This is a genomic window from Desulfobacter curvatus DSM 3379 (assembly GCF_000373985.1).
In the GTDB taxonomy this organism is placed as follows: domain Bacteria; phylum Desulfobacterota; class Desulfobacteria; order Desulfobacterales; family Desulfobacteraceae; genus Desulfobacter; species Desulfobacter curvatus.
Genome location: NZ_KB893112.1, coordinates 58,943 through 81,667, shown reverse-complemented (window position 1 = coordinate 81,667; position 22,725 = coordinate 58,943). Strand labels below are relative to the sequence as shown.

21 protein-coding genes and 1 tRNA gene are annotated in these 22,725 nt (G+C 46.4%); 15 read left to right on the top strand and 7 right to left on the bottom strand.

The genetic code is table 11. From position 1 onward, the window contains the following. Nucleotides 1–44 precede the first annotated feature (44 nt). The 5 genes from clpS to B147_RS0124415 all read left to right on the top strand — a co-directional run bounded on the left by clpS (nt 45) and on the right by B147_RS0124415 (nt 4,745). On the top strand, nt 45–353 hold the full coding sequence (gene clpS / locus B147_RS0124435; protein WP_020589832.1) for an ATP-dependent Clp protease adapter ClpS: 309 nt from the start codon (nt 45–47) through the stop codon (nt 351–353). A 7-nt stretch (nt 354–360) separates the two neighbouring features. Beyond that, complete coding sequence (clpA, locus tag B147_RS0124430) at nt 361–2,622, top strand: ATP-dependent Clp protease ATP-binding subunit ClpA (RefSeq protein WP_020589831.1); 2,262 nt, start codon at nt 361–363, stop codon at nt 2,620–2,622. Beyond that, on the top strand, nt 2,622–3,365 hold the full coding sequence (aat, locus tag B147_RS0124425) for a leucyl/phenylalanyl-tRNA--protein transferase (protein WP_020589830.1): 744 nt from the start codon (nt 2,622–2,624) through the stop codon (nt 3,363–3,365). Before clpA ends, aat begins: the two co-directional genes overlap by 1 nt. 86 nt (nt 3,366–3,451) lie before the next feature. Then, on the top strand, nt 3,452–3,847 hold the full coding sequence (locus B147_RS0124420) for an FxsA family protein (RefSeq protein WP_020589829.1): 396 nt from the start codon (nt 3,452–3,454) through the stop codon (nt 3,845–3,847). A gap of 28 nt (nt 3,848–3,875) precedes the next feature. Then, a complete protein-coding gene (locus B147_RS0124415; protein WP_020589828.1) occupies nt 3,876–4,745 on the top strand; it encodes an HDOD domain-containing protein in 870 nt (289 codons plus the stop codon). A gap of 7 nt (nt 4,746–4,752) precedes the next feature. Here the strand turns inward: B147_RS0124415 and B147_RS0124410 are convergent, their stop codons facing one another. Continuing rightward, nucleotides 4,753–6,027 (bottom strand): YihY/virulence factor BrkB family protein, encoded by a 1,275-nt coding sequence (locus tag B147_RS0124410; RefSeq protein WP_033397922.1) that lies wholly within the window; start codon nt 6,025–6,027, stop codon nt 4,753–4,755. Then, nucleotides 6,024–7,016 carry an NAD-dependent epimerase/dehydratase family protein gene (locus B147_RS0124405; protein WP_026259806.1) on the bottom strand — a complete coding sequence of 331 codons (993 nt, stop codon included), beginning with the start codon at nt 7,014–7,016 and terminating at the stop codon, nt 6,024–6,026. The genes B147_RS0124410 and B147_RS0124405 overlap by 4 nt, the downstream gene beginning before the upstream one ends. A gap of 103 nt (nt 7,017–7,119) precedes the next feature. Here B147_RS0124405 and B147_RS0124400 point away from each other — a divergent pair. Beyond that, nucleotides 7,120–7,194 (top strand) — tRNA-Gly (locus B147_RS0124400). A gap of 436 nt (nt 7,195–7,630) precedes the next feature. Continuing rightward, nucleotides 7,631–8,239: a phosphoesterase gene (locus B147_RS0124390; protein ID WP_020589825.1), complete on the top strand. Its 609-nt coding sequence runs from the start codon at nt 7,631–7,633 to the stop codon at nt 8,237–8,239. A gap of 66 nt (nt 8,240–8,305) precedes the next feature. Here B147_RS0124390 and B147_RS0124385 read toward each other — a convergent pair whose 3' ends face one another. Continuing rightward, nucleotides 8,306–8,572: a Trp family transcriptional regulator gene (locus tag B147_RS0124385; protein ID WP_020589824.1), complete on the bottom strand. Its 267-nt coding sequence runs from the start codon at nt 8,570–8,572 to the stop codon at nt 8,306–8,308. A gap of 23 nt (nt 8,573–8,595) precedes the next feature. Continuing rightward, nucleotides 8,596–9,159 (bottom strand): AmmeMemoRadiSam system protein A, encoded by a 564-nt coding sequence (gene amrA, locus B147_RS0124380; RefSeq protein ID WP_020589823.1) that lies wholly within the window; start codon nt 9,157–9,159, stop codon nt 8,596–8,598. A 414-nt stretch (nt 9,160–9,573) separates the two neighbouring features. Here amrA and B147_RS0124375 point away from each other — a divergent pair, with 414 nt between their 5' ends. Further along, nucleotides 9,574–9,873, top strand: coding sequence for a hypothetical protein (locus tag B147_RS0124375; RefSeq protein WP_020589822.1), 300 nt, complete (start codon nt 9,574–9,576; stop codon nt 9,871–9,873). 81 nt (nt 9,874–9,954) lie between these two features. Here B147_RS0124375 and purB read toward each other — a convergent pair whose 3' ends face one another. Then, nucleotides 9,955–11,340: an adenylosuccinate lyase gene (gene purB, locus B147_RS0124370; protein WP_020589821.1), complete on the bottom strand. Its 1,386-nt coding sequence runs from the start codon at nt 11,338–11,340 to the stop codon at nt 9,955–9,957. Nucleotides 11,341–11,719: 379 nt separating this feature from the next. Between purB and B147_RS0124365 the strand changes: the two genes are divergently transcribed. The 4 genes from B147_RS0124365 (at nt 11,720) to B147_RS0124350 (ending at nt 15,875) form a co-directional block, all read left to right on the top strand. Further along, on the top strand, nt 11,720–12,010 hold the full coding sequence (locus B147_RS0124365; protein WP_020589820.1) for an integration host factor subunit alpha: 291 nt from the start codon (nt 11,720–11,722) through the stop codon (nt 12,008–12,010). A gap of 4 nt (nt 12,011–12,014) precedes the next feature. After that, the gene (locus tag B147_RS0124360; RefSeq protein ID WP_020589819.1) at nt 12,015–13,271 is read left to right on the top strand and encodes a M48 family metallopeptidase; all 1,257 of its coding nucleotides are present in this window, start codon (nt 12,015–12,017) and stop codon (nt 13,269–13,271) included. Nucleotides 13,272–13,275: 4 nt separating this feature from the next. Then, complete coding sequence (locus B147_RS0124355) at nt 13,276–13,788, top strand: metallophosphoesterase family protein (RefSeq protein ID WP_020589818.1); 513 nt, start codon at nt 13,276–13,278, stop codon at nt 13,786–13,788. 428 nt (nt 13,789–14,216) lie between these two features. Next, nucleotides 14,217–15,875 (top strand): glutamate synthase-related protein, encoded by a 1,659-nt coding sequence (locus B147_RS0124350; protein WP_020589817.1) that lies wholly within the window; start codon nt 14,217–14,219, stop codon nt 15,873–15,875. A 1-nt stretch (nt 15,876) separates the two neighbouring features. Here B147_RS0124350 and B147_RS0124345 read toward each other — a convergent pair whose 3' ends face one another. Together B147_RS0124345 and B147_RS0124340 are read right to left on the bottom strand one after the other, a co-directional pair. After that, entirely contained in the window at nt 15,877–17,178 is a 1,302-nt protein-coding gene (locus B147_RS0124345) for a helix-turn-helix domain-containing protein (RefSeq protein WP_020589816.1), read from the bottom strand. Nucleotides 17,179–17,301: 123 nt separating this feature from the next. Further along, nucleotides 17,302–17,961, bottom strand: coding sequence for a DnaJ domain-containing protein (locus tag B147_RS0124340; protein WP_157238020.1), 660 nt, complete (start codon nt 17,959–17,961; stop codon nt 17,302–17,304). Between the two features lie 233 nt (nt 17,962–18,194). Here B147_RS0124340 and B147_RS0124335 point away from each other — a divergent pair, with 233 nt between their 5' ends. From B147_RS0124335 to B147_RS29420, 3 genes are all read left to right on the top strand, one after another. After that, entirely contained in the window at nt 18,195–19,985 is a 1,791-nt protein-coding gene (locus B147_RS0124335) for an ARMT1-like domain-containing protein (protein WP_020589814.1), read from the top strand. Nucleotides 19,986–20,020: 35 nt separating this feature from the next. Next, nucleotides 20,021–21,268, top strand: a complete 1,248-nt coding sequence (gene gspF, locus B147_RS0124330) for a type II secretion system inner membrane protein GspF (protein WP_020589813.1) — start codon at nt 20,021–20,023, stop codon at nt 21,266–21,268. 390 nt (nt 21,269–21,658) lie between these two features. Beyond that, entirely contained in the window at nt 21,659–22,594 is a 936-nt protein-coding gene (locus B147_RS29420; RefSeq protein ID WP_020589811.1) for an SPFH domain-containing protein, read from the top strand. Nucleotides 22,595–22,725 lie beyond the last annotated feature (131 nt).

The following is a 22,725-nucleotide window of genomic DNA, read 5'->3' as shown; positions in this document are numbered from 1 at the left end:
ACATTGGGACTTGAATATAAATCAATTAAACCTAAGGTTAAGGTATGACAGCCACTGATTCCAAAACCCGTCCCAAAATATCCCATGACGCAAGTGAGGATCATCCGCCCATGTATAAGGTCCTTTTGCACAATGACGATTATACAACCATGGAGTTTGTGGTGGATATCCTGGTCCGGGTATTCGGAAAATCTCTTGAAAAAGCAACACAAATAATGCTTAATGTACATAATAAGGGAAAAGCCGTATGCGGCATTTATCCCCGGGAAATAGCGGAAACAAAAGTCCAGACCGTACATAATCTGGCAAGCAGTAAAGGGTTTCCCTTAAAAAGTACAATGGAAAAGGAGTAAATGGTATATGATCAGCAAAGAACTATCCACAGCTCTCGGGTTTGCCGTTCGGGAAGCTAAAAAAAGAAGACATGAGTACGTTTGTGTCGAACATGTTCTTTACGCCATTGTCAATCATGAATCCGGCTTTGAAACCATTGAGAAATGCGGGGGCAGCCCTGATCATATCAAAGAGGATCTTGAAAAATTCTTTGATGAGAAACTGACCAAAATAGAGACCAGTGAAGAGTATGTGCTCCAGCAGACCATCGGCTTCCAGCGAATGATTCAGCGCGCCATCAACCATGCCAGATCCGCCGAAAAATCAGAAGTAAATCTCGGGGATATCCTGGCATCCATTTTTCAGGAAAAAGATTCCCACGCAGCCTTTTACCTGGAATCCGAAGGTATTACCCGTCTGGATGTACTCAGGCACATCTCCCATGATGGAGATAAAGACAAAAAAGAGTTGCCTGAGCAGGAAAAGCCCCAACAACTGTTCCAACAGGCCGAGCCAAAGCCCAAGCGCCCGAAGAAAAAAGATCCGCTGGCGTTATTTACTTCCGATCTGATCAAACGGGCCCAGGACAATAAAATTGATCCCCTTATCGGCAGAGCCCTTGAAACCGAACGGGTGATGCAGGTCCTTTGCCGGCGGCGGAAAAACAACCCCATCCTTGTGGGTGATCCCGGCGTTGGAAAAACCGCCATTGCAGAAGGTCTGGCATTGAAAATAAATGGCAAGGCCGTACCGGATCTGCTTGAAAATTGTGAACTATACTCCCTGGACATGGGCGCTCTTTTGGCCGGTACCAAATACAGGGGCGATTTTGAACAGCGCCTCAAAGATGTCATTTCTGCTTTGGAAGAAAAGGAAAATGCGCTCTTGGTGATTGATGAAATCCATACGGTTGTGGGTGCCGGCGCCACCACATCAGGCTCCATGGATGCCTCCAACATCCTTAAACCGGCCTTATCCTCCGGAGACATCAAGTGTATTGGCACCACCACCTATGAAGAGTACAAAAACCATTTTGAAAAAGACCGGGCCTTTTCCCGGCGATTTGAAAAAATTGAAGTTTCAGAGCCCAGTGTAGAGGAAACCACCGAGATACTTAAAGGGTTACGCAGCTGCTACGAGGAACATCATGGCCTGAAATACCCGGATAAAACCATAGAAGCTGCGGCCTATCTGTCCGATAAATACATCAATGACCGATTTTTACCGGATAAGGCCATTGACGTCATTGATGAGGCCGGCGCCTTTTTAAAACTGACGGCTGACGGCCGGCGCAAGACGGTTAGTCCAAAGGATATTGAAAAAATTGTATCTAAAATAGCCAAGGTACCGGTTTCCAGTGTGACTGCGTCAGACAAGTCTTCCCTGGAGTCGTTGCCCGGCAAACTGCTTGATGTAATTTTTGGACAGGATGATGCCATTGAAACACTGACCACGGCGATTAAAAGATCCCGGGCCGGACTTGCAGCCCCGGACCATCCCATCGGCTCCTTTCTTTTCATGGGCCCCACCGGGGTTGGAAAAACTGAAGTGGCCAGGCAATTGGCCGCCAACATGGGCATTAAATTCTTACGCTTTGACATGAGTGAATACATGGAAAAGCATGCCGTTTCCAGACTTATTGGTGCGCCTCCCGGATACGTGGGGTTTGAGCAGGGCGGCATCTTAACTGACAACATCCGCAAGCACCCTCATTGTGTGCTTCTTCTGGATGAAATAGAAAAGGCCCATATGGACCTTTACAACATCCTGCTCCAGGTCATGGATTATGCCACGCTCACTGACAATAATGGTAAATCCGCTGATTTCAGAAATGTGATCATTATCATGACCTCCAATGCCGGAGCCAGGGAAATGAGCACCAACAGCATCGGATTCGGGTCACAAAGCGCTAATTCTGATTCCCAGGGTATGAAAGCGGTAAAAAACACCTTCAGTCCGGAATTTAGAAACCGCCTTGACGGTATTGTCCAATTTAACCATTTGTCTGAAAAGGTAATGGAACTGATTGTGGACAAAAATATGAAGGAGCTTAAAGCCATGCTCAGTGACCAGGGCATTTCTTTGAGCTATTCAGCCGGCGTCCGGACACATCTGGCTCAAGAAGGGCATGATCCGAAATTTGGAGCCAGGCCCCTGGCCCGTCTGATCCAGACCAAAATAAAAGATAAGCTCACGGATGAAATTCTTTTCGGACAGCTTGCAAAAGGGGGGAAACTTTCCCTAGGCCTAAAGGACGGTAAACTGACATTTAATATCAAATCGAGCTGATGCCACTGTTCAGGCTATCTGAAAAAATCGAGTTTCCACCGGCTTGGCTGGCGCGGCCTGACGGGTTGTTATGTATTGGGGGAGATCTCTGCCCAAAGCGTTTGATCCTTGCATATAGAAGCGGTGTTTTCCCCTGGTTTTCCAATAGCGAACCCATTCTCTGGTGGTCCCCTGATCCCCGGCTGATTCTTTTTCCGTCTAGGATCAGGGTCTCGAAAAGTTTAAAAAAAACCATTCGAAAAAATTGTTTCTCCATTCGGATAAACACCGCATTTGAACAAACTATAGTGGCCTGTTCCCAACCCAGGCAGGACAAACCCGAAGGCACCTGGCTGGTGGATGAAATGATTGATGCTTATATCACCTTGCACAAAATGGGGATCGCCCACTCCGTGGAAGCCTGGCAGGAAGACCGGCTGGTCGGCGGCCTGTATGGGATCTGCCTGGGAAAAACCTTTTTTGGGGAATCCATGTTTTCCCTTGTATCCAATGCGTCCAAGGTTGCCCTTGTGGCCCTGGCCCAGGAATTACACAGCCAGGGGTTTGGGATGATTGACTGTCAGGTCACCTCCGGCCATCTGCTTCGCATGGGGGCCCAGGAAATAACCAGGGATCTGTTTCTTGATATTTTAAACCATGGTGTTGATCTAAAAGTACCGGACAGTCTATGGCAATCCGGGCGATATCTTCTCCCCCAAAGTAAAACGGATTCAAACCCAAGCCGTATTGCACATGCCGTATGAGCTGCGTACTCTATCGTTCCGACTTGACAAACCCGGGTTTATAGCCATTATTCCTTAAGGTATTCTTTAAGTTAAGGAGCTATCATATGTTGTTCAGATTATTTTTATGTTTTACCCTGATCCCAGTGGCTGAATTATATATCCTTATCCATCTCGGCGGAATTATCGGCGGATTAAACACCGTAATCCTGGTTATCCTGACCGGATTCATCGGTGCCTATCTTGCCCGGATGGAAGGATTAAACACCATGATAAAGGTTCGCCAAAATTTAAACCAGGGACTTGTGCCGGCCGAAGAGCTCCTGGATGCATTTATCATCCTCATTGCCGGATTAGTGCTCATTACGCCCGGACTTTTAACGGACACGGCAGGCCTTTTGCTCTTATGGCCCCCCACTCGAAACAAGTTTAAACGCTTTTTGCGAAGAAAATTTGACGAAATGGCGGCCAACGGCAACATTAACATCACCCGGTTTCATTGAACCGGACCGGACAGGTACACTGCACTGAATGGAAATCAAAGAACGCATCCTTGCAATGGTTCAGAAGAGGGAAAGCGATTTGCCCACGCTCCCGGCTGTTGTGGATAACCTGATCCGGGCCGCTTCCGACGAAAACACAACCACCGAAGCTTTAGCTAAAATCATTTCATATGACCTGCCCATGACCAATAGGCTGCTCAGGCTTGCAAATTCCGTTTATTATGCCCAGAAAAATAAAGTCGATACCGTGAAGCGTGCCATTTCCGTTATCGGATTTGATGAAATCATCGGCATTGCCCTGAGCATGGGAATCTTATCCAGCGTATCAGGAAAGTCGGGCCTGAGCCTTGATATGAAAGCCTTGTGGATACACGGTATCGGTGTGGCCACGGCCTCAAAGCAGCTGGCAAAGCAAACCAATCCGGGCATTGCAGGAAAAATCTTTGTCCCGGCCCTGCTCCATGATATGGGTAAAATCATTTTCTCGATTTACTTTAAAAAAGAATATAACGAAGTCCGGCAGTATGCACGGGAAAACAAGCGTCCCTTGTATTTCAGCGAAAACCATCTGTTCAAGCTGGATCATGCAGCGCTATCCGCCCTTTTAATGACACGGTGGAATTTTCCTGCATCCATTATTCTGCCCTGCAGATTTCATCATGCCCCGGAATCGGCACCGATTAAATACCGCCACCAGGCCCTGGTCATCAATATTGCAAATTACCTTACACAGAAAGCCCAACTGGGTCATTCCGGCAACCCAGCCCCTGTTACCATCAAAAATGCGCCCCAAAAAATCGGCATTAATGAATCCGGTATGATGCGGATCATAGAGTTGCTAAAGGCCAAAGAACCGCAGATCAAGGAATTTTTCAAAATCACCACCGCCGTTGTATGATCTGTTTTCAAATATCTTTAATCAGCCGCTCCCCATTACACGCCCGGGCGGCTTTGTCAAACCCCTCTAGACTGTCCTCCAAAGCCTGGGCAAGCAGGGTCCCCGCCGTATACGCCTTTGAATCTCCCTGATGCTCTACGGCGCAAAGCACATCCATAATACTCATGCACTCAATATCCATGGCCGGGGTGTACCCGGTTGTATTGCCTTCAAGATTGACTGAATACAATATATCCGCATTCATCAAAATTTCCAGAAGATGGTGTACAATGGTTAAGGGTAAATGCAGTTCCCTTGCAATATGAATATCCGTAGCCGGCGGCTTTTTTTCGGCAAAACGCTGCACACATTCTTTGACAATCTCCAGCATGGCAAGTTTTCTGGCCCGAATACTCATGGCATTTAATGTCAGGTCCGGGGTTTTTGCACTGTCGATATTTTCCCACTCAAAGGCGATTTCTGCGCCGTAGAGCAGTACGCCCCAGGAAACCTGCAACCATATCAGAAACATGGGCAATGCGGCAAAACTGCCATAAATAGCATTATAACCTGTGACAAAAACCTGGAACTTTAAAAAAGCGGTCTGGATAATTTGAAATAAGGTACCGGCAAACACCGCCCCTGTGGCAGCCGCCCTGAAATTTACCTTTTTATGGGGCATGATCACATAAAAAAACATGAACAGCGCCCAGGTAACTACATAGGGAACAACGCTGATAAAAAAAGAAATAATGCCTTTAATATCAATGGGAACGCCAAGATAGGCCCAGAAGGATTCAAGGCGGGGAATCATGAACAAATTCACGGACCCGGACAAAAGGCCCAAAAGTCCTGCAGCCAAGGCAATAGTCAGGTAATCGGTAAGCTTTCTGATCAAAGGCCGGCCATCCCCGACCCACCAGATACGATTGAATGTGTCTTCAATATGAAACATCAATTTAATCAGGGAGTATAAAAGAAGCAGCACACCAAGCACGGCCATAAGCCCTCCCTGGGTTTTTTCCAGCAGGTTGTTGGAGAAAACCAGGATACTTTGGACAATCTCCTCGCGTCCTTCAAACAAAGACATTACCTCAGCCTCAAGGAATTGCTGGAATCCGAATCCCTTGGCAATACCAAAGGCCATGGCCATCACAGGCACGATACTGAAAAGGGTGTAAAGGCTCAAAGCAGATGCCCGCAACGCACAACTGTCCCGTTGATACCCCTTGGCAGCCCTGTAAAGCACCCGGATGGCCTTGGCCCGAAACGGCTTAAGTGAAAAGGCTGTTATCAGCTTCATTTCCGTTTCAACCAAGCTTCCAGGCGTTTCAAGCCTTCCTGGGTGGAAATCTTTGGCACATAGCCCAGGTCATTTTTTACCCGGCTGATATCAAACCAGTGGGAGGTGGCAAGTTCCTTTGCCGCAAACCGGGTCATGGGAGGATCCTTTTTGATACCAAAGGTTCGGTAAATGAATTCAAAGAGCCACCCGGCCGCATAGGCGGTCCTCCCGGACACATGGCCTTTAACAGACGGCAGGCCTGCGGCGGCCAAAAACGCATTAGCCAGGGTCCATTTGGACATGGGCTCATCCTGGCTGATAAAATATATGTTTCCGGATAAATCAGGATTTTTGGACAGCTTTTCAGCTGCCAGGATATGGGCATCAGCTGCATTATCCACATAAATGGTGTCCACAAGATCCGTATCCGGCCCAATGATCTTCAGCCGTTTAGCCCTGCTGATAATACCCGGCACCAGATGGTTGTCTTCGGGTCCCCAAATCAAATGGGGCCGCAAAATGATGACGCAAAGCCCCTGCCCCGACGCTTTGATCACCTCTTTTTCTGCCAGCGCTTTGGTTTCAGGGTACGGAGCCAGATATTTATCCGGATAAGGAACCGACTCATTGGCCCCGTGCATATCCTTGTCATCAAAGACCACCGAAGGCGAACTGGTATGAATCAGCCGACCAACCTTATTTTTCATGCAGGCGTCAATAACATGCACTGTCCCGGTGACATTAATACGATAATATTCATCATAAGCGCCCCAGATACCGGGTTTTGCCGCAGTATGAAACACGGTGTCCATGCCGTTCAAGGCGTTGGACACGGCATCGGCATCGGCAAGATCACCCTGGATCTGGGAGACACCCAGCTTATCCAGCTCCGAATACCTGGACCGGGAAAATGAGAAAACATTCTCACCTCTATCCACTAATTTTTTGACCAGTGCTTTGCCCAGAAAGCCGCCGCCGCCGGTAACCAGAACATTCCCAAGACTCATCTTCTTTTCACCACCTGTATATATGAAGTTTTCTGAATATTTGATAAATCTTTTCTTGACAGGGCACAACTTTTTTTATAAAAGTAACTCGCCTTTCAGCTGAGCGGGAATAACTCAGTGGTAGAGTGCGACCTTGCCAAGGTCGAAGTCGCGGGTTCAAATCCCGTTTCCCGCTCCATCTTTTTTTCATTCACTAAAAAATTCAACTTTACACTTAAATCATTTTCCCGTGAAAATTCATAGATTGTAGATGCCGCTGTCAGATCAAGCAAAGCCATGCCCACAGATTTAGAAACTAAAGTGCTTTCAAAAAAAGGCCCGGGTAATTTCTGCAATATCTTTTTTGGCAATATAACGCACTTTATTCTCCTCAATCACTTTTATAAAAAAGTCTCCAGCAACTAACTGGATTCTTTCTATCTTTGTTATGGGCTGAGTCTGGATGTCGATAGACCAGATCAGCCCATGGCTGTTAGGCACTACAAATTTCACATATCACAGACACAAAAAAAAGGCCATGGGAACCACTGGAGGTATGCCTTGGGCGCCATTTATGTTACAACCGGCCCATTAATTAATACAAAACAGAATTAATACAAACCTGGAAAATCATTATGAACAAAAAGCAAGAACAGGTCTTATGCATCGACCGTAAAACACTTCCGGCATCCTGGGTAACCCAACGAACCGTCCTTCCAATGGATTTTCTCACATTTGCCGCCACATGCACCAAAGCTGAATTTTCCTTTGTCCGCCGGGACATTGCCGAAGAAGACAGACAAAAAAAACAGATCATCCCGTACGTTCTTTTACAGACAGCCGATGGCGGCATGACGGCAGCCTATAGCAGGCAGGGCAGTGAGAAGCGGCTCCACGACCTGTGGTCCATCGGGATCGGCGGCCATATCAACCCGGAGGACAGCGCCATGGGAGAAGACAATTTTAGAAGCATTTTAAAAAACGGTATGCAAAGGGAACTGGATGAGGAACTGACCCTGCGGGTTGCCGGGGATCCAATCGAATTCATAGGTATTATCAGTGAAGATATCACACCGGTGGGTAGCGTTCACATGGGGGCGGTATTTCTGATCAAAACACAAGACCCAAAAGGCTATCTGCCCGGAGATGAATTGCACAGCTTTACCTGGCATGCAACACAAACGCTTTCCCAACTGAACTTGGAACTGTGGTCAGAACTGGCTCTGGAACTTATCACTCAATGATCAAATTTCTGTTAATTTGCCCAACTTCAGCATTGGAAAAAATCTCCTAAAAACTTGATGATCGGGTCAATTCATTGAATCCAGCACGTTAAGTGCAACAGAACCTTTTTTTTTGAGCACCTTTGACCCCCTCGTGATTTTACACAGGCTGATACCGTATTTTTCAGCAATTTTCCGCTGGGTCATCCCCCTGTGCAGATCTTTTAAAAGCTTCCAGCGCAAAGAAAGGTCCGAAAGCTCCGCAGGTGTAAAAATCTCTTCAAAAAAAAGTCCCAGTTCATCCTTGTTTTTGATGGATAAAATGACGTCCAATAATTCCTGATCTATATGCATAATTTTTTTTGCACCCTGGTGTACTATTTTTCTTCAGAAAATAAATGGACCCTGTAAGTATGAACGGTTAGAGAGCCTTTGGTCCATTCATCGGCATCGAGCCCGGCTTTGATGCACAATTGGGATAAAAAAGAAGCCGCGTCAGGCAATTGTTTCCAAACCTGGGGAAGAAAGGTCGCCTGTCTGCTTCCTTTTTTAAGAATAACGCCGTCCTGGAGCGGCACAAGTCTTTGGACCAACTCTTTTGCCACATCGTATTCAAATTTTTCAGGAGGGGACAAGAGACTGATCTCCAGATCCACCTGGTCAAACTCATCCCTGGCAAGGGGCGCAAAACGGGAATCTTTGAAAGCGGCAAGCCTTGCAATTTCCTCAACCCCTGTTCTCAACGGCTCGGCCGGTTCTATTACGCCAATACACCCTCTTAAGGCCCCGTTTTTATGCAGGGTCACAAACAGTCCCAGTTTAGTGTCCAGAAAGGATTGATCAAAATCAATTTTCGTTTTATCCACAGGAAGATCAAGTTTTTCGGCAATACTGATACGAGCCATTTTCAGCAGTATCTGCCCTTGCTTGTCACTTATCATTTATCCCGCATCCTTTTTCACTTCTTAATTGATTATGTTCTACCCGAATGCTGCATGCTTCATTTTGATCGTATATAAAAGTAGCATCACCCAACCCAGAAAAAAAGAAAAACTTGTCCCCTCTGATATTCCACGCCCGGGTAATGTTGAACAACTTCCCGGTAACAGAATTTAAAAAGAATACAACGAAAATGAGCGGAAATATAATTTTTACAATACAACAATTCGTGGAACTATCGAATTTAGGATAACAAATTTTCAAATTTTTATGTTAATTCCATATAATCCGGTTTGACTTGAATATCTTTCTAAACTATCGTGGGGTTTAATTGGTTCGGTAGACTCGAAATTTGATGCCAATTCGAATCCACCGGAAAAACGAACAGCAAGCACTAAAATAGTTAATGGTGATAAATGACTGTCATTGATCAGAAACTGGTGAACAAACTGATAGAAAACGGGGTGGACATGGCCTTAATCCCCGGATTTATCCGCAGTTTAGCCAATGCCTTTCTGATCAACCCGAACATGTCCTACTGCCAGGCCCGCAAACGCCTCAAATATCTGGGATGGGAAGACATTGAAATTGATTATCACACCTTCTCTTTAGCGGTGAATGTCCTTGAGACAAAAGGGCTTAACCGTCTTAAGTACAAATCTGCCCCCTGGTACTTATCCAGCTTTAATGCCGGACAATCTCCGATAATTTATTAGAAGCTATCCCAAAAAGTCCCCAAAAAATCTAAGATAGCTTCTATAAATCACCTATAAACGTCAACAATCATTTATTTGGGGTTATTTTTTTAATTTTTCCTCAAAATACCTGTCCACCAGCGATTCAGCCAGTCCCAGATATGTCTGGGGGGAAAGCGCCCCCATACGTGCTTTAACTTCATCCGGCACCTTTTCGAGTCCCGCCACAAACCGGGCCAAATCCTCTTTCTGAATTTTTCTGCCCCGGGTCAAATCTTTGAGACGTTCATATGGATTATCTTCGCCATATACCCGCATAACGGTTTGAAACGGTTCGGCCAGAAGTTCGGGATTATCGTCAAGATCCTTTTCAAGCACCTCCTGGTTTAAATCCACTTTTGACAGACCCTTTATGGCATTTTTTATCCCAATGGTAAAATACCCGAATACCGTGCCAAGGCTGCGCAGCACGGTGCTGTCACTCAAGTCTCTCTGGAACCTGGATTTCTGTAGTTTAACCGCAAGATGCTCCATCATGGAAATCGCAAGGCCCATATTACCTTCACTGTTCTCAAAATCAATGGGATTGACCTTATGAGGCATTGTGGATGATCCGGTTTCACCTGCCGCGACCCGTTGTTTGAAATATCCCAAACTGATATATCCCCACATGTCACGGTCGAAATCAATCATGACCGCCGCAACCCGGACCATTGCATGAAGCACCCTGGACAGGGCCGAGTTCGGATTTATCTGTGTGGTGAATAAAATAGGTTCAAGACCCAGATAATCCCGGACAAAGCGTTCAGACACGGCCATCCAGTCAATTTCGGGAAACGCAAACACATGGGCGTTGTAATTGCCCGTGGCCCCGTTTATTTTTGCCTGGATTTTGGTGTTTTCCAGCACCTCGATTTCCTGGTTCAAGCGCCAGGCAAAATTGATAAACTCTTTTCCCGGGGTCGTAGGGGTAGCCGGTTGCCCATGGGTGCGGGACATCATGGGAATACTTTTATACAGCAAGGCTTTTTTCTCAATCTCTGCCACAAAGGTTTTAAGCAGGTCGACAACCAGCGCCTTGCCTTTTTTAAGCATCAATGCGTATGCCGTATTGTTGATATCCTCGGAAGTGCATGCAAAATGTACCCATTCCCTTATGGGAGCCAGCCCTGCTGCGTCCAGTTTTTCCTTAATAAAATATTCCACGGCTTTTACGTCGTGGTTGGTCCGGGATTCGATCTCCTTGACCCTGAGCGCATAATCCTCATTAAAATCATTTATTAAAACATCCAGGCCTGATAAATCCAAGGTCTGGTCAGTTTTTATAATCTCATGGACTTTTAAATCCGTTATCAGAAATTTCAGCCACTTGAGTTCAACATGAATCCTGTGATGAATCAGTCCGGATTCACTGAAAATATTTGAAAGGACCCCGGTAAGACGGGCATAACGTCCGTCTATGGGTGTGATGGATAACACCTGTGTCATTTTCTCTCCATGATGCATAAATATGATGAATAAATATAATGTAACCGCCTGTTAAGTCTATATTCTACAAATAGCAGACTATCGAGTAATAAACAATGCCGTAAGCAGGGACACAAATCCCAAGATAAAAACACGATCGTTATAATAGGACCACCATGTTGATTTTGCAACAACAGCCATGGGCTGACCTAAGTTTATCAACACCCAGACGCAACCCACAACAAAGCAATTGAGTAACTCATTAGAACTTTCATACAAAAATAAAATAACCGGCCAACCTTATCTTGACAATCCCGAAGAATTTAAAGTATTTTACGAACCTGTTTTTATTAATCTTTCAAGAAGCGAGCTTTGTGTGCCGCAGGAGTAAATAGTTATTATGGCACTGACCAAAACTATTATTGCAGAAAAAATACAAAATGAACTGGACCTGTCAAGAACCGTTGCCTATGATGTCATGGAAGAATTTCTTGAAATCATAAAAGAGACCATTTCAAATGGTGAAGATATTATGATTTCAGGTTTCGGCAAATTTTGTGTAAATGAAAAGAAAGCAAGAAAAGGACGCAACCCTGCAACGGATGAAGAGATGACGCTTCCGGCAAGACGGGTTGTCACGTTTAAATGTTCCGGAAAACTCCGGGAGTTGATCAATCCAGACACCCAATAATACGATGTTTTTATCCGACCAGACGATCACCAACATTATTCTTATTACACTCATTGTTGATTATGCAATGAACTATGTGGCTGATCGTCTAAACATCGGCAGTCTCACAACGCATCTTCCTGAAAAATTTTCGGATATCTATGATCAAAAGCGGTATGAACAGTCCCAGCATTACCTTAAAGCCACCACCCGGTTGGGTACGATCACGTCGACCATTGATCTTGGCATTCTTTTAGCATTCTGGTTTCTGGGCGGGTTTGGCGCCCTTGATAATTTTGTCAGAGGGACCGGATGGTCTTCCATTGGCCGTGGACTTTTATTTATCGGTGTCCTTGCAGGATGCAAATTTATTATATCCCTGCCCTTTTCCATCTATTCCACTTTTGTAATAGAAGAAAAATTCGGTTTTAATAAAACCACACCAAAACTTTTTGTTCTGGATCTGCTGAAATCCATGATCTTATCCCTGGCATTAGGCATTCCTTTGCTATCCGCCATATTCTGGTTTCTGGAAAGCACGGGCCCATGGGCCTGGGTGATCTGCTGGGGTGTAACCACAGTGTTCATCCTGGCGGTTCAATACATTGTTCCCACATGGATCATGCCCTTGTTCAATAAATTCACCCCCCTTGAAGACGGTGAATTAAAAGACAAACTTTTTGCCTATGCAAAAACCATTGATTTTCCCTTAACGCAAATTTTTGTCATGGACGGTTCAAAACGCAGCACCAAGTCCAATGCGTTTTTCACAGGGTTTGGAAAAAACAAACGCATTGTGCTGTTTGACACCCTGATCAACGCCCACACCCCGGACGAACTTCTGGGCGTCCTGGCCCATGAAATGGGGCATTTCAAAAAGAAGCACATCCTGCGCCGTATGATTTTCGGCATTCTTCAGATGGGGATTGTTTTTTACCTTCTGTCGTTATTCATCACCCAGAAAAGCCTATTTATGGCTTTTTATGTGGATACGCCGTCCATATATGCCGGTCTTATTTTTTTCAGTATTCTTTTTTCCCCGGTTGACCTGGTCGTCTCCATTATCATGCAGTTCTTCTCAAGGCAGGATGAGTACGAAGCAGACCGATTTGCCGCATTGACAACAAAAAAGGCCGGGGCCTTGGTAACGGCGCTTAAAAAACTCAGTGCTGATAATCTTTCCAACCTTACCCCGCACCCCTTTTACGTGTTTTTAAATTACTCCCATCCACCATTGGCCCAGCGCGTTGCAGCCATGGAAAAAATTGAAGACGCGGTGTGAGGCCATGAAACGACTTTTAGTCTTTTCGGATCTCCACGGGTATCTTTCGGCCTGGCTGACGATAAAAGCTTTAGCCGCCCCCGGTGATGCGGTTGCCATTGCCGGAGATTTGTTTGATACAAGGTACGGCAGCTACAATGAGCCTGATTTTGCTCCGGACCAGATCCGGTCAACGATTGCGGATCTGGATTTTAAACTTTTTTATATTTACGGCAATTGTGATGTGGAAGGATTCTGCAAAGGATTTTCCCATGAACTAAGCTTTAAGGCCTTTGGTAAAACGATTTTCATGCATCACGGGCATAAGGACACCCTGGCAATTCCCCAGGGCACGGATATCATTATTCAAGGACATACCCACCTGCCCCAGTTAGAAAAAACTCAAAATTACATCCACCTGAATCCAGGCTCCATTGCCGTTCCCAGAAACGGTGAGGCCACCTTCGCCGTCATTGACGGCAACAATGTAAGTTTGATGGCACTATCCGGCACAACGCTGGCGTCACTTAATCTTTAATTTTTTGTATCGGTCCATACCCAAAACAGGTGGGTAGTTCGCCGGTAATACCTGTGCAATCGGACTGATTTCTTCAACAGCTCACGCATCTGTTTTTCATACAGCCCATATTCGGGCGTCCAAAAACCCAATCAAAATTTCGTTATAACGGCCATGGGCCGTCCTTGGTCTAATCTACCCAGGCTTCGGCCCACAACTGTAAATATTAAACTCACGCACTCACATAATTAATTTTAAATTAACTTTTAAAAATAATTATATTGACAATAAAATTATTAATTAATAAGTCTCTTGTATTTATTTTAATCAACAACTTTAATTGATTATTCATTTTTACATTTAAAGAAGCTGCTACCGTTTTTACTACCTGTATCTTTTGCAGGTGCTTCATAAATTGAGATTGATAATTTGGAGAGGAGTTGCAGATCATGGACATGAGATTTTCAAAAGGCAATGATGTACTGGGAACCAAAAACAGGGGGGATGTTTGTGAATCAAGTCTGTGCACCCTGTGCAGGGCGGATTGTGTCGGAAAATGCGAAACCTGGCTGTCCAGCATAAAAGGCCGGAAACTGCTGTACCCCAGAAGCTTTGGCCTGGTAACAGCCGGGGCCAACAACACCAGCCATGTGGGAGTATCCTACAACAGCCTGAGAGTTCAGGGATATGCGTATGGGGCCAACGGTTTGACAAACGAACTTACCAACAGCCCGGATGACTGTATTTTCCCTAATGTTTCTCTGGAAACCGAATTTGGCAAAACACGAAAAACCAAGGTAAAAATGCCTTTGATGACCGGTGCGTTAGGCTCCACATTCATCGCACAAAAATATTGGAATTCCTTTGCCATTGGCGGCGCACTTGTGGGTATCCCCGTGGTCATCGGGGAGAACGTGGTGGGTGTTGACCAACATTCTGAAATTTCGGGCATTGAAACCAAGCAGGGGAAAATAAAAAGCGCACCGGAACTGGACCGCCGTATTGACACTTACCTTCGGTACCATGACGGATACGGGGCCATCGTTGTGCAGCTCAATGTGGAAGACACCCGCAACGGTGTGGCCGAATACGTGGTGGATAAATATGGAGACAAATGTATCATTGAGTTAAAATGGGGACAGGGCGCTAAAAATATCGGTGGTGAAATCCAGGTGCGCTCCCTGGAATACGCGACCTTTCTGAAAAACCGCGGCTATGTCGTAGACCCGGACCCCACAAAAGCGGATGTCCGTCAGGGATTTGAACAGGGCGCCATCAAGTCTTTTGCCCGCCACAGCCGCCTGGGGGGCACCAACCTTTCCTCTGTGGGCCAGGTTCAGGAGGATTTTATGCACAGCGTGGCATATCTGCGCAGCATTGGGTTTGACCGGATCACTCTGAAAACAGGATCATACGGCATGGAAGAATTGGCCATGGCTATCAAATTTGCAACAGATGCGGAACTGGATCTGCTCACCATTGACGGGTCCGGCGGCGGTACCGGCATGAGCCCCTGGAACATGATGCAAAGTTGGGGTGTCCCTTCCGTAATCCTTCATGCAAAGGCCCATGAATATGCAAGTATTCTGTCTGCCAAGGGAAAAAGCGTTGTGGACATGTCTTTTGCCGGTGGTTTTGCACTGGAAGATCATATTTTTAAAGCCCTGGCCTTGGGCGCGCCCTATACCAAGCTGGTGTGCATGGGCAGGGCAATTATGATACCGGGTTTTTTAGGAGCCAACATTGAAGGGGCCATTTTCCCGGAACGCCGGGCCGAGGTTAACGGAAACTGGAATGAACTGCCCAAAAACGTCCGGGAAGAAGGCAAGACCGCAGATGAAATTTTTGCGTCCTACCATGATCTGGCAGACAAACTCGGCAAGGATGAAATGAGCAATATTCCCTATGGTGCCATTGCCTTTTACACGCTGGCGGACAAGCTGGGATGCGGCCTGCAGCAGCTCATGGCCGGTGCCAGAAAATTTTCACTGAACAAGATCACCCGGCATGAAATCTTTTCCGGAAACCGGGAGACGGCCAAAGAGACAGGAATCCCGCATGTTGCGGACGTTAACGATGAAAGTGCCAAAAAGATTCTGAACTCTTAGATCATTTGGCTGTCATATTGATCCAGAACAGGGTAGCAGGCTCTGTCAGGGGGTTAACCCATTGGCTTGGAAAATCTTTGCCCAGGAAAATAGTGTCACCTGCTGACATGGTCTGCTCTCTGTTCTCCAGGACCAGATCAAGGTGACCGGATACCAAATATCCCAGCTCAGGGCCTTTGTGAACCATGAAATGTGAGTTAAGCCGTTTTCCCGGAAGAACGGTTATCAAGAAAGCATCCATGGGCAGATCCCGGTCCGGCGGGGTCAGTTGGGCGACTTCAATACTGTTCTTATCCAGGCCAGGGCGGATGATGCGCACGGATTCATCACTGGAGAAGATATTTCTGGAACCTGCAGTCCGGGGTCTGAAAAACGAAGCCACGTCCACGGACAGATGCTCGGCAATACGGTAAAGCGCAGGCAGAGACGGAAACACCTGGTTGCTCTCAATCTGTGAAATGGTAGAGGGAGTAACCCCGGCCAGGCGGGCCAGCTCTTTCTGGGACATCCCCTGGTGGGTACGGAACACCTTAACTGCCTGGCCCAGATCCGGAAGATCGGCTTTTTTTGTCCCGGATTTCCGGAACAGGATTTCCCCGCTTTCACAGGAATAGAGAACCGGGATGCCTATGTCGGCAGGCTGGCGTTTGTCCGCCTTAAGAATTTTAATGCAGGATCGGCCCTGGGTCATGGTCAGATCCACCGCCACTTGGGCGATCTGATTGATATGAGCCCGCAGCCGGCCGGAATGGGCGTTTTTTTCAACGATCCAATAGGCAATGGTGTCCATTTCATAAAGCTTTGGACAGGAATGGGAGTAAAATTTCAGGATCTGGTCTTCCCCTTCCCACAGGTCCTGCATGCCGGTGAGGCTTTCCATGACAAACCGTACATCTCCGGAAAGATTGCGGTGCAGGCCGTCGATAGCCTCAAACACCGTATCCGGCTTCCAGGGTTCAGTCACCCGGATAACCTGGTAGGGCCACTGGGCACCGTCTTTTTCGTAAAATTTATTGAACACTTCAGCCTTGTCACCCTTGCCGTTGGTAAAGCAGTCCAAAATAGTCAAATGTGGGTTTTCCGCCAGGGGGCCGAGGGTCTGGATAAGGTTTTTCGGCGACCGGTCAAAGGAAACATAAACAATGGGTTTTCTCTGCTGGTGAGACGCCTGGATGAATTTCATGCAGAAAGGATGGGCCAGGCTGCCGGCGTCATCATACCAGACCACGTTATCACCGATAAACAGTCCGTTGAGCAACCGGTCAAGTCCGGGGATTCCTGAAGATACCTTTTTTTTAACCATGAATAATAATTCCAAGTTTAATTGATTGTTCTGTGCTTGGGCATCATATCAGGAGAAATCCGATAAAACCATTTTCATGCACTACACCCAAACGTATAATTAAATTTATGAAGGGACTGTTTTTCAATGTCTTTTCACCGATGACACCGGTGAAATAGGGCTAATTTTTTCCACAGGGCCTACACCTCTGTTTCTCATGCGAACCATGTTTATTGGACGCCCGGAGACCAAACCAAAGTAATTTCTACAATTGGTATAACGACCTGGTGACCCGGTTTGCGGCTGAAGCCGGGGTTTAGTGCCTGCCGGGTTATGATTAACCGCATTTTGAAACATTGTCTCAAACTTTGTTTCCCTTGCCCTGCCGGCTGTTCCTGTTCGAAAATGCGCCCTGGGCTTGTGCGTTTCCCCAACGTGGTCTGCTGTTTGAACTTTTACCTTTCTTCTCCCATTACTGCATTTTTTCAGACCAGCAGCCAGGGCCGAAAAAAAACGCTGAAACGTCTTGCCGCTACGATGGGTCTGGACGCATCCAGGTTTAAAATCCGAAGGGTTTTGCCCGACATGCTGTTCAACAACCATATCCGGCAGCAGGGGCAACAGAAAATGAAAGGCCCCATTAAGCTGTTTCATTTTTTTTTCTGCGATCTTTGCCTTCAACGGATCTTTTGCAAACCTGTCCGGATGCCAGGTTTTGGCAAGCTTGCGAAAGGCTGTACGGGCATCCGCACGGGTGGCAGACGGTGCAAGACCCAAAAGATCCAACGCTTTTTGTTTATCCATGAATCCAACCATACCCCGGGGCCCAATCCCGGTCAAGCCCATCGGCCGTTATGGGTTGCGCCTCAGGTTTTGATAGACCAGGTCGGCCCATGGGCGTTAGTTTGAAAAAAAGAACCGGGCATGATAGTATCCCTTTCGCTGCCAAAGGGCCATAAGTGGTCCTGAAGGGCTGTTGTGACGGCGGAATTCTTTATTTTTCGTTGATCTGTCTTTGTAAAACCCAAGGAGAAAAAATGGTACCCTGTGAAGCTGAACCTAACCCCGACAATAAGACTCCGGACCAGCATGCATGGTTTACGGCATTTTTCCTTGAAAACCATATTGATCCGTTTGCCTATCCCACGAAAGTCGGTTCCCTGGAACAGATGGAATTCATGGTGTATCCGGAAAATAACGAACGGTTTTATCCCTGTTCTGACAACATGTTTACTGCGATTATGTCCCGGAAAAGGCCAAGGTTTTTGTGCAACCGTTACCGTGAGGTGCTTGACAAAATTCTTGCCATTATTAAAGAGTTTATCGATTCAGAATATGACCGTGCATTTTTGTCCAGCCTGATACAAATAAAATATGATAACGAAATCCAAAGCCGGCTCCTCATACCCTCCCGGCTTGAAAAACGCCTGTATAAAATTTTCTTAAGCCGCACCCATATAGAAGATCCCTATGAAAGCCAAAAAAAAAGGGAAAATGCCAGGGCGCAAAGATTCATGGTCTCGGAAACCTTTAAAAAAGCCTTAAACGAAGTTGACGGAGCCATTGACAACATCAAGGAATTGACTCTCGAACAGGTTAAGGCAAAGATCAATGAGATAGAGTTCACACGTCTGCTCTCCCTTTTGACGGCCTCCGCCCTATGGCGGGATGACAATTTCAGGGTCCCTTCGTCTTCTGCAATAAAAGCTTTGTTTAAAGCCAAAGTTACCGGAAACGGCATAGAACGGCTTCTTGAACTTATGAATACGCCAAAATCAAAAATTCTGTGGTTGACCGACGAATCCGGAGATGTGGTGGCGGACATTGCCATTGCCCAGTTCCTTGCAAACATTGGCCATGTAGTAATCCTTGCGGTCAAGGAAGGACCGTTTTTTAAAAAAGTCTGCCTGACCGACACCCGTACAGACCCGGTTCTTGCCAAGGCTCTGGACCAGGCCCATTTCATCCACGACAAAACCATCAGCAAAAACAAGCTGGTCCAGCGCCTGAAACAGGATGAACATCTGTATGTCATATCCGACGGAACCCAGGAAGCACTGAATCTTCTGTTGGTCTCTACCACCTTTTCACGGGTTTTCAAGGAGGTAGACTGCGTGGTGACAAGGGGGCCGAAACAAAAAAACCGAATGATCAACACCCATTTTAGATTTACCAGGGATGTGATCAATATCTGCACAACAGACAACAAACTGGACATTGTCTTTAAATCCAGGCACCCTGATTTTATCAATTTCAGTCACACTGACCTTGAAGAAAAAGCAGATAAAATTATTTCCAAAATGAAGCAGGCCAAAAAGAAAAACATGACCGTGATGTTCTACTCGGGCATCATCGGTTCCATCCCCGGCAAAATTGATGTGGCAATAAAAATCATGAGCCGTTTTATTGAACATCTACAAAATCAGTCCGCCAACCTGTTTATCATTAACCCGTCTTCATACTATGAGCCGGGAATGGATGCCGATGATCTGATGTATATGTGGGAAATTGTTCAACGAAGCGGATACATTGATATCTGGCGTTTCCAGACCTCCGAGGATATTGCCCAAAGTTTTGAAATCATGGAACAAAAGGTACCGCCGGAATGGATCGGAAAGGATGCCACCTATTCCACCGGATGCACCAAGGAAATGCACATTGCACAGGAGGTCCAAAACGAGAACCCGGAAATGCAGTTAATAGGGCCTGCTGTGGATAAATTCATGCGCAGGGATGAATATGGGGTAGGCTCCATGTATGATCAACGCCTGGCCGGGATACCAGAGAGGCGACTGTCGGATCGAAGGAAGGGTGGGCTCCGTGTGTGATCAGCACCTGACCTGGATATAAAGGATAACATATTATGGCTGTTTTCGAATACAATGGATTGACTGCTTCCGGCAGAAAAACATCAGGCATTATTGATGCTGAAAATTCCGATGCTGCCCAAGAGAATTTGAAACAAAAAGGCATCTTCCCCACCTCAATCCTTCGAATTGAATCAGGGGCCGGCCGAATTAAAACCAATAAAGGAGCACCCCCCAAAAAGACATTTAACCTGCCACCTCTTTTTTCTTCTGTAAAATCTTCGGAAATCACCATGATAACACGTCAACTGGCCACGCTGCTGGCGGCGGGATTTCCCTTGCTCAAAGCCGTTGCCACCCTGGTACCCCAGGCCAGGACCAAGACATTTAAGCGGGTCCTGTCCAGGGTCAAGGATGCCATTGAAGAAGGCAACAGCTTTGCCGACGCTCTAGGTGCTCACCCCCAGGTCTTTTCGGCGGTATACATAAATATGGTCAAGGCCGGGGAAGCTTCCGGCACTTTGGAGGTTGTGCTGGAAAGACTGGCCGATTTCAGCGAAAAAAGAGAGGACACAAAAAAGAAAATTCAGGCGTCCCTAGCCTATCCCGTGCTCATGGCTGTCATTGGCTTTCTTGTACTTATATTTCTTTTAACATTTATTGTCCCCAATATTACAAAAATCTTTACGGACATGAATCATGAACTGCCCATGCCCACCCAGATTCTTCTGGGTATCAGCAGCATGGTAAAAACGTGGTGGTGGCTGATCATTCCCTCGCCGTTTTTCGCCATATTGTGCCTGTACGGTATCCGCAAAACAGAGAAGGGGGGGCGTATTCTAGACCGGATCACTTTATCCTTGCCGGTTTCCGGCAGCCTGACCAGACAGCTCATCGCATCCCGCTTCTCCAGGACTTTAGGGTCCTTGCTGGACAACGGGGTGCCGCTTCTAACAGCCCTGGGCATTACCAAAACCATTTCCGGCAACCGGGTGATTGCCGAACTGATCGAAAAATCCGCCCAGACCGTGGAACAAGGCGGCAGCCTTGGGTCTGTCCTGGAAAATAATTCAGCCTTTCCCAATCTTGCGGCCCAGATGATCAAGGTGGGGGAAAAAAGCGGTGAAATGGAAAAAATGCTGGAAAAATCAGCAGAACTGTTTGAAAGAAATGTCCAGACTGCCATTACAGCCGCCACATCAATCATCGAACCATTGATCATTCTTATCATGGGCGTGGTGATCGGGTTTATCATCCTTGCGGTTTGTTTGCCGATTTTTGAAATTAACCAGTTAATCGGATAAGACCTGAAAAAATTCCGGTCCCTATAGAATGGCATCAGGATTATGCAAAAGGCAAGGCGCCACGAAAGGCTTTCATCCATCCGGGCTTAGGGTTCATAAATATTTTTTGACCATTCATTAATCTTCATGTATACTTTTTCATACTCTTAAATTCCCTTATTACTCCTGTTTTTTCGTTCGCGTTACAGACTGACGATTCTCCGTTTGAATTGTAATTTTTTTGCCGTCGGTAACGACATCAAAAAAAATTTTTTAACAAAAAAGGCAATCAGGCTGATGGATAGGCAAAAGATTAAAGGACGTTTAATATTGAATTTAAACATCTAAAAAAGTGGCGAGCGCTAACACCTAACGGCGACCAACCGCTAAATTAACGGCAAAGGAGCAGGTATGAAAGAGCAGAAATCCCAAGTTTTTTTGCAGCGGGCCCGATTTTTCACCATGATGAGAAGACTTGCATTTTTACTAGTCAGCCTCACCCTGATTTATTCTTTGGCCGCTGTGGTCTATTCCACCCAGGTGATCTACAAGGTTAAGTTTAATTATGCTGTTATACTCGAACAATTTGGAGGAGCAAGACAGGCCGTCACCGATGTCGGCTGGCACTTCAGGCTTCCTTTCTTTACCCGGCTGGAAAAAGAGGTTCCCTTGATGAACCAGAACATGTACCTCGGCGGCGCCACTGAACCCATTAAAATTATATCCCGGGAAAACGTGGCCCTGTGGACATCAGCCTTGATGACGTTCAGGATAAAAAATCTGGAAACCTGGGGTATTGAAAATCTGTCTCCTGAAACCCTGCTTCAGGGGGATTACGATGGAATTGCCAAGGATATCCTACAGGACAAAGAGGTCGACAGGTTGATCTCGGACAGGGAAACCATAAAAGAAGAGATCTTTCAAGCATTGAAAAACCGGCCTATCAATAAAAACGGCCCAACCCTTGAAAAAAAGTACGGCATTGAGGTGGTCAGTTTTGTTCTCAACGAAACAAGGTTCGGCGACACGCTGGTAAAAGCCACGGAAGAGAAAAAGCGGCGCCAGCTCATCTCAGAGGCAGACAATTATGCCGCCGACCAGGAAGCTCAGAGGATTCAAAAACTTTACAAAGCCTACCTTGACGGCATTAAATCTCTGCATCTTGCATTAGGCGGGCGGGAAGGCCAACAGGTCAATCCAAACTTATTTGAATTCCTTACCCAGCAAAAATGGGCCACCGCCTATGAAACGAACGAATCTAACCAGAAAACCTTTGTGCTCCACGATGGAGGGAAATCACCTGCAATCACCCTGCCCGCCCCGGCAGATAGAACTGTTTCAGAGTAGACCGATACCTTGCAAAAGGGAAACCAAAGAATCGTCCCGGACGTTCCCAAAGAACAGCCATGGGAAGACCTGGTCTATCAACTTCCAGGCTCAGCCCACAACACATAATGAAATTAAAGGCCCAAACAATG